The 6,111-nt window shown below is 60.0% G+C and carries 9 protein-coding genes and 1 pseudogene; 4 read left to right on the plus strand and 6 right to left on the minus strand.

Going from position 1 to position 6,111, the window contains the following annotated elements; all coding sequences use genetic code 11:
- A pseudogene (locus VGL22_RS14780) lies at window positions 1–184 on the plus strand (hypothetical protein); the annotation flags it as partial.
- A gap of 6 nt (window positions 185–190) precedes the next feature.
- Here VGL22_RS14780 and VGL22_RS14785 read toward each other — a convergent pair.
- The 6 genes from VGL22_RS14785 to VGL22_RS14810 all read right to left on the minus strand — a co-directional run bounded on the left by VGL22_RS14785 (window position 191) and on the right by VGL22_RS14810 (window position 4,407).
- Window positions 191–505 (minus strand): hypothetical protein, encoded by a 315-nt coding sequence (locus VGL22_RS14785; RefSeq protein ID WP_465267706.1) that lies wholly within the window; start codon window positions 503–505, stop codon window positions 191–193.
- Between the two features lie 63 nt (window positions 506–568).
- Window positions 569–787, minus strand: a complete 219-nt coding sequence (locus VGL22_RS14790) for a hypothetical protein (protein WP_465267707.1) — start codon at window positions 785–787, stop codon at window positions 569–571.
- A 65-nt stretch (window positions 788–852) separates the two neighbouring features.
- Window positions 853–1,353 carry a response regulator gene (locus VGL22_RS14795; protein ID WP_465267708.1) on the minus strand — a complete coding sequence of 167 codons (501 nt, stop codon included), beginning with the start codon at window positions 1,351–1,353 and terminating at the stop codon, window positions 853–855.
- Window positions 1,354–1,431: 78 nt separating this feature from the next.
- The gene (locus tag VGL22_RS14800) at window positions 1,432–2,142 is read right to left on the minus strand and encodes a Crp/Fnr family transcriptional regulator (protein WP_465267709.1); all 711 of its coding nucleotides are present in this window, start codon (window positions 2,140–2,142) and stop codon (window positions 1,432–1,434) included.
- A gap of 182 nt (window positions 2,143–2,324) precedes the next feature.
- Window positions 2,325–3,014, minus strand: coding sequence for a methylmalonyl-CoA decarboxylase (scpB, locus tag VGL22_RS14805; protein ID WP_465267710.1), 690 nt, complete (start codon window positions 3,012–3,014; stop codon window positions 2,325–2,327).
- Window positions 3,015–3,174: 160 nt separating this feature from the next.
- On the minus strand, window positions 3,175–4,407 hold the full coding sequence (locus tag VGL22_RS14810) for a magnesium transporter MgtE N-terminal domain-containing protein (RefSeq protein ID WP_465267711.1): 1,233 nt from the start codon (window positions 4,405–4,407) through the stop codon (window positions 3,175–3,177).
- A gap of 219 nt (window positions 4,408–4,626) precedes the next feature.
- Between VGL22_RS14810 and VGL22_RS14815 the strand changes: the two genes are divergently transcribed.
- The 3 genes from VGL22_RS14815 to VGL22_RS14825 form a co-directional block, all read left to right on the plus strand.
- Window positions 4,627–5,067, plus strand: a complete 441-nt coding sequence (locus VGL22_RS14815) for an ATP-binding protein (protein ID WP_465267712.1) — start codon at window positions 4,627–4,629, stop codon at window positions 5,065–5,067.
- A 123-nt stretch (window positions 5,068–5,190) separates the two neighbouring features.
- Window positions 5,191–5,535, plus strand: coding sequence for an STAS domain-containing protein (locus tag VGL22_RS14820; protein ID WP_465267713.1), 345 nt, complete (start codon window positions 5,191–5,193; stop codon window positions 5,533–5,535).
- 166 nt (window positions 5,536–5,701) lie between these two features.
- A partial coding sequence (locus VGL22_RS14825) for an FAD-dependent monooxygenase (protein WP_465267714.1) occupies window positions 5,702–6,111 on the plus strand: 410 nt, incomplete at its 3' end.

The following is a 6,111-nucleotide window of genomic DNA, read 5'->3' on the forward strand; positions in this document are numbered from 1 at the left end:
TGCCACGACGCGGCCGGTGATGGGGGTATTCTTCGCCACCAGCCGCCTGACGCACTGGCAGCCGAGCCAGTTCTTCGGGGTGGCTTTCTGGATTGGGTTTTCGATTAATGTGGTGCTGGTCGAGGCCTATCTTCGCCGCCGGGGCGGAGGCGGAACTGCTCTCGCGGCAGCGTCTGGCGTGTGAGAGGGATCACCGGTAAACGGGATCGCCGTTTCGTAGAAGGAGCCCACCGAGAGACTCGCGAACCGGGTAATACCAGTCTGCTGGCTCGTCGTAGAGAAGCTGGTCCTGGTTCGCGACTGCATCCCTGAGCAACTCGATGGCGCGCTGCGTGTCGCCTTTCGCAGCGGCTATGCGGGCACAGAGCACCGCATTTGCTTTGTAATTAACCCGTCGCGAATGATTCTCAACCGGCATGAAGATTCCCTCTGCAGGCGTAGAAGCCTCGACTGCGTGAATGTAGAAATGCATCGCGCCGATGTGATTGGGATCGCGGCGCAGCACGGACTCCAGCGTAGAAACGATTTCCTCAGTACCCGGAGCCGGGGTGCCGTCGGCGTTCCACAGCTACCACGGACGCAGGTTCATCATACTGTCGGCACAGAGCGTCGCCGCGTCCAGATCGTCCGGATACCTTGTCGAGAGATCACGCATCGCCATCGCATAGTTCGCGTTGAGTTGCTGATAATCCGGATTTGCTTCATGCGTAAACCGGCGGCCGAGCGCTGCGATATAGTCCTTCTCGATCTGAGGAGCGGAGGCGGAGAGCGGCTTTGCCTTGTCCATAGCCTCTACAGCGACCTTCTCGCGCTCGACCTCCAGCGAATGGGAACGTGGCGGCCGTCAGAATACTACGATGGCTGCCCCCTGTGGAACGCCCGATCGAAGCGGCATGAAGCGGCTGGATTACGACGTTGGGAACCTGCGTGCGGCCCCGTTCTTTGGGCATCTTTCGTGTCTCGACGCGCTTCCGGGGCCATATAGGCGAGGAACTCCATGGCATGGATCAGGTCCGGAGGTTCGACCGGCGCGGTCAAATACAAATTAGCTAGGTGGTCGTGATCCGCACGCTTGGAGCGCACGCGCAGGATTCGGCTGAGGGGAGCTTCACGCCGGATGCGGATGACCAATTCCCCGGCGCTCTGCGGATCAATGGTCTGGCACAGGAAGAAAATGTCGAACTGGTTGAGGGTGGAGTACTCGCGGAGCTGCCAGCCGGCACAATGCTCCACAACAAAGCCGGCGCTCTCGACAAGGAGAGTACGCGCTTCAGCGAGCTCCGGATCATCGCTGATCAGAAGCACCCGGACTTCGGAATTTTTAGGAATGGTCCTGCGAATTTGCCTGAACATAGAACCCGAACAACAGCAGTGATGATTCTGTTGTACCGGGTATGTGGGTGCGGAATCTGTGTGCTAACCCACAGACGCTTAATCGGCGCGGTAAATCCGCGCATATTCTTCGCGCAGAACGTGATAGCACTCGCAGGCGGCATCCTCGAGCATGGGCCGGTTGATGATCTCCACAAGGCCGCGACTGTAGTCGATGAGCCCGGCGCGCTTGAGAGCGCCCGCGGCCAGCGTGACGCTGGACCGCTCCGCCCCGATCATCTGCGACATGAACTCCTGGGTGATGTGCAGCGTGGGCGAATCGGTGACATCAGACGTGGTGAGCAACCATTTGGCCAGGCGCGGCTCGGTTTCGTGCAGGCGGTTGCAGAGCGCCGTCTGGGCGGCCTGGATGAGCTGGGCATAGGTGAAGTCATGCACCGCGGCTGCCAGCGCACCGGACTTTGCAAACTCAGCCCGAAACAACTCCGTAGGCAGCGAATGACCGCGGCCTCCCACCTGCATCATGGTATGGTGCGGCATGCCGGGATGGCCTAGCAAAGACCCAAGTCCAACGAAGCCCTCTCGTCCGATCAGCCCAACTTCGATGTGCGTTCCCTGCCTGGTGAGAGCCGTGGCAGAAGCCATTCCTTCCTCAACGAAGTAAACCAGCCTGTCGTCTCCGCCTGGCTCCCGCAGCACCATCCCCAGGGGCAAATCCATGGCACGGAGATGACGCAAACTGTCAGAGCCATTCCCCGAAAGGCGGCGCAGGATGCGGTTGCGGAATTGAGGACGAGCTTCGGCGGTCATGATCGACTCGGGGCGAACCCCCTCGGGATGGGATGGCCGGTGATCCGCATAGGTTGACCGCCAGGAGGTGAATTTCGGTTCACCTACCTTGAAAGCGCGGCGAGCGCCTCTCAAAAAACGCGCGAATACCCTCCTGATAGTCGCCGCTGTCATAAACATGGCGGCGCATGGCTTGGACGCGCTCAAAGGTCTCCGGACCGAGATTGTGCGAGGCGGAGAGCAGCCGTAACTCCTCCATTAGTAATGGCGATAACCAGCGGTGAGTTCTTCACAATTTGTTCAGCAATATTGAAGGTGACGGCTTCAAGACGTGCACGGGGTACAGCATGGCTTACGATGCCCTGGTCGACCAGCCGCTGGACGGGCATGGCCCGGGCAGTAAAAAGCATCTCCTTGCACAGCGGCATGCCGCAAGTGTTCATCAGATTTTGCACACCGGAGATGTTGTACGGCACGCCCATTTTCCCAACCGTCATGGCAAACGTGCAATCATCAGCAGCCACAATCAGGTCGCAGCTCATCACCAGTTCGCAGGCGCCGCCCCACACACTGCCCTCCACCATAGCAATCGCGGGCGCAGGAAACAGCTCAACGGCGCGAACGGCGCGGCGAAGCGGATCATTGCAAGTAAGCGGGTCGCGCCCATGGGTGGGGAGTTCGCGCACATCGTTTCCGGCGGAAAACACCTTTGAGCCGGCCTGCGCGCGCACGATGACAGCGCGCACCTCGTGCGCCGTCATCTGTTCAAGAGAGGAGCACAGATCGTCAATCATCGCCTCGCTCAGGCAATTGTGCTTCGCAGCATTATTCAGCGTGATAGTGCCGATTCTGCCTTCGATGACCGCACCCAACAGTGTTGCTTTTGCTTCCATGACCCACGTCTTTCAGGATTCCGCAGCGCGGCGCGGCCCACAGATTCCGGGTAAGTCCGTTGCAATCCGGCAGGCATCATAGCGCCTTTTCACTGCGCGGCGCGGTGACGGGCGCCGACAATTTTCCGCGATAGCCCCGGGCTAGTTCCGGGATGGGATTTCAAAGCCGTTCGCGGAGATAGCTGATCACGTGGTCGGCTTGGACCACCCCCACCATGCGGCCCTGGTAGTTCACAACGGGCAGAGCGTGCAGGTTGTACTTGTCAAATATTTCGGCCAACTCGTTCTGGTTGAGGTCGGCCGGGCACGAGAGCACGCGAGCGTCAGCCAGCACGGTCATGCGGGTATCAGGCTGCGCCATGATCAGCCGGGCCAGCGGCACAGCGCCTTTGAGGACCTTTTTGTCGGCCAGCAGATAGATTTCGGTGACCGACTCCGCATCGCCGTCGAAGCTGCGCAGCGCTTGCACGGCTTCCAACACCGTGGCATTCACGTGCACCCAGACGAACTCCGTGGTCATGCTCCCGGCGGCGGAGCGCTCGTCGAATTCGAGCAGTTCTTCCACCTCCTGGCGCTCCTCGGGCTCCATCTCCTCGAGAATGGCGTCGGACTGCTCCTCCGGAAGCTCGGCGAGCAGATCGGCCGCAGCGCCAGGATCCATCTCTTCCACAATGTCTGCAATCTTCTCTTCATCGAGCTTTTCAAGCAGAGAGACCTGCAAGCGCGGATCGACCTCCTCCAAGGTGTCGGCCGCCACGTCCTCGTCAAGCGACTGGAAGACCGCCTCGCGCTCGGCGGGCGAAAGGTCTTCGAGAATGTCAGCCAGGTCAGATGGGTGCATGTCGGCCAGGCGCTCGTACTCAATGCGCAGCTTGACGCGGCGGGCAGGATCGACCTCGATGACGTCGACGAACTGCCAGGGAATAACTTTAGGCGCGAACCGGGCGGCAATCTGCTCAATTCGCGTGCGCGGCAGCATCCCCTTGAAGATGCGCCGGACCGCCCCGCGCATCCCGACCTCGACCTCGGCAACCCGCAGCAGATGAGCTGAGCCGTGACCCATCCATTCGAGTTCGACATCGTTCACCCGGACTACCTTACGGCCGTGGATATCGATGATCTGCCGGTCAACAAGATCCTGCTGTAAATAGAGGAAACTTCCATCTTCTTTGAGAGGAGAAAGTGCACTAGGGGAGCGTAGTTCGAGCGTGCCAGCGGGCGTCTCCATCACTTCGTGCGAGGGGATAAGGCACAGACCGGAGCGCGACTTGAGTACCAGGCCGGCCACTTTGCCGGCGTCCGGGCCGGTAGCGACGGCCACATCTTTCAGCCTGCCCCGCAGATGCCCATGGGCGTCGGTTACGGGCGTCCCGAGCAAGGTGGTAAGACTCACGCGGGCTGTGACGCGAGGCGGCATCAGGATGAGTGTAGACGGTTTGAGTAGGCTCGCGGCGCCGCACGAATCCCCTTCGCCAACCCGATGCGATCTCTTCCTGATGCGGCGCTTCTTGACACAATCCACTCCAGCTAAGAAACTTCCGTCAGGATTCCTGTTAGCAGCAAGGCCGGCCGGCATGCCCGGTTCGCGGCAAGATTGCGGGGTTGGAAACTGTTGAGCGAGCCCACTGAAGCACGGCGGACCATCCGCCTCAGCTCCACGATGGAGAGCGTCAGCGAAATCGAGGCCATGGCAGAGAAGATCGCCGCCGAGGCCGGGCTGGACGAGGACGCAAGCTTTCACGTGACCATGGCAGTGCGGGAAGCGGCCGTCAACGCCGTGCTTCACGGAAACGAATACGACCCGGCCAAGCACGTCACCTTTACGTGGGAAAACACCGGCAAAAAGCTGGTGTTCACCGTCGCAGACGAGGGGATTGGACTTGATCCGGACAAACTGCCCGATCCTCGAGACCCGGAAAATCTGCTGCGCGGTACCGGGCGGGGCATCTTTCTCATCCGCTCCATGATGGATGAGGTAAACTTTCGGCAACTGCATCCTGGAACCGAGCTGACGCTGGTAAAGCATCTGGCGCCATTGGGCGAGACGAGCTAAAGCACAGCGCGCGCCAGTGTGGAGTACCTTTTGCACCGGTGGTAACAACCGATTTGCACAAGTGTTTTCCACGCCCCAGCGAGCGGGTGCTATAACCGTAGTACCTGAAAAGGAGGAATTTCCGTGGCACTTACTATTGCTTCCCGTGAAGTGGACGGCGTCACCGTTCTGGATCTCAGCGGGCGGATCACCTTGGGCGAGGGCAGTGTGCAGTTGCGCGAGGCCGTTCGCGATCTGATCAGCAAAGGGTCGAGGAGCATCCTGCTGAACATGAGTGACGTCAACTACATCGATAGCTCGGGATTGGGCGAACTGGTGAGCGCTTTCACCACGGCCAAAAATCAGGGCGCGAGCGTGAAGCTGCTGGGTCTGAACAAGAAGGTGAAGGACGTTCTGCAGCTGACCAAGCTCTACACTGTGTTCGATATCTACGAAGACGAAGCCAGCGGCATCGCCTCGTTCAAGTAGTCGCTTACGGGGGTAAGATCCCGAGACGCATCGAGACATCTGCAAAATAGGGCCATCCCCCGAGGATGGCCTTTTTGCTGCGCGCACCGTGATCCTCCACGCTCTCCCTACCGCAAGAAACCTCCCGAGTGAAATCTCGTACTCATTTAAAAGGAGGCGAACCCGTATGGGAGTTGAAAACATCCAGACCACCTGCTGCGTGGTTGGGGGCGGCCCGGCCGGCGTAATGTTGGGTTATCTGCTTGCGCGCCGCGGCGTGGCGGTAACGGTGCTGGAGAAACATGGGGACTTTTTCAGGGATTTTCGCGGAGACACGGTCCATCCCTCCACTCTTGAGGTTCTGCGCGAACTGGGGCTGCTGAACGAGTTTCTCCGACTGCCGCACCAGCGCATCGAGTCTGCTGGCATGCTCTTCGGGGGCCGGCCCTTCGGAGTAGCAGACTTCCGCCATGTCCCGGCCACCTGCAAGTTTGTGGCGCTCATGCCGCAGTGGGACTTTCTCAATTTTCTTGCCGGCCACGCGCGCCAGCTCCCTCAGTTCCAGCTCCTGATGCAGCATCAAGCCACCAGTCTGTT

Source organism: Occallatibacter sp., assembly GCF_036502485.1.
In the GTDB taxonomy this organism is placed as follows: Bacteria; Acidobacteriota; Terriglobia; order Terriglobales; family Acidobacteriaceae; genus Telmatobacter.

Coding starts and splice junctions, on each gene's coding strand:
- VGL22_RS14800 (WP_465267709.1), bottom strand. CDS start 2,142: ATGACCGCCGAAGCTCGTCCTCAATTCCGCAACCGCATCCTGCGCCGC.
- VGL22_RS14790 (WP_465267707.1), bottom strand. CDS start 787: ATGGACAAGGCAAAGCCGCTCTCCGCCTCCGCTCCTCAGATCGAGAAG.
- VGL22_RS14795 (WP_465267708.1), bottom strand. CDS start 1,353: ATGTTCAGGCAAATTCGCAGGACCATTCCTAAAAATTCCGAAGTCCGG.
- scpB (WP_465267710.1), bottom strand. CDS start 3,014: ATGGAAGCAAAAGCAACACTGTTGGGTGCGGTCATCGAAGGCAGAATC.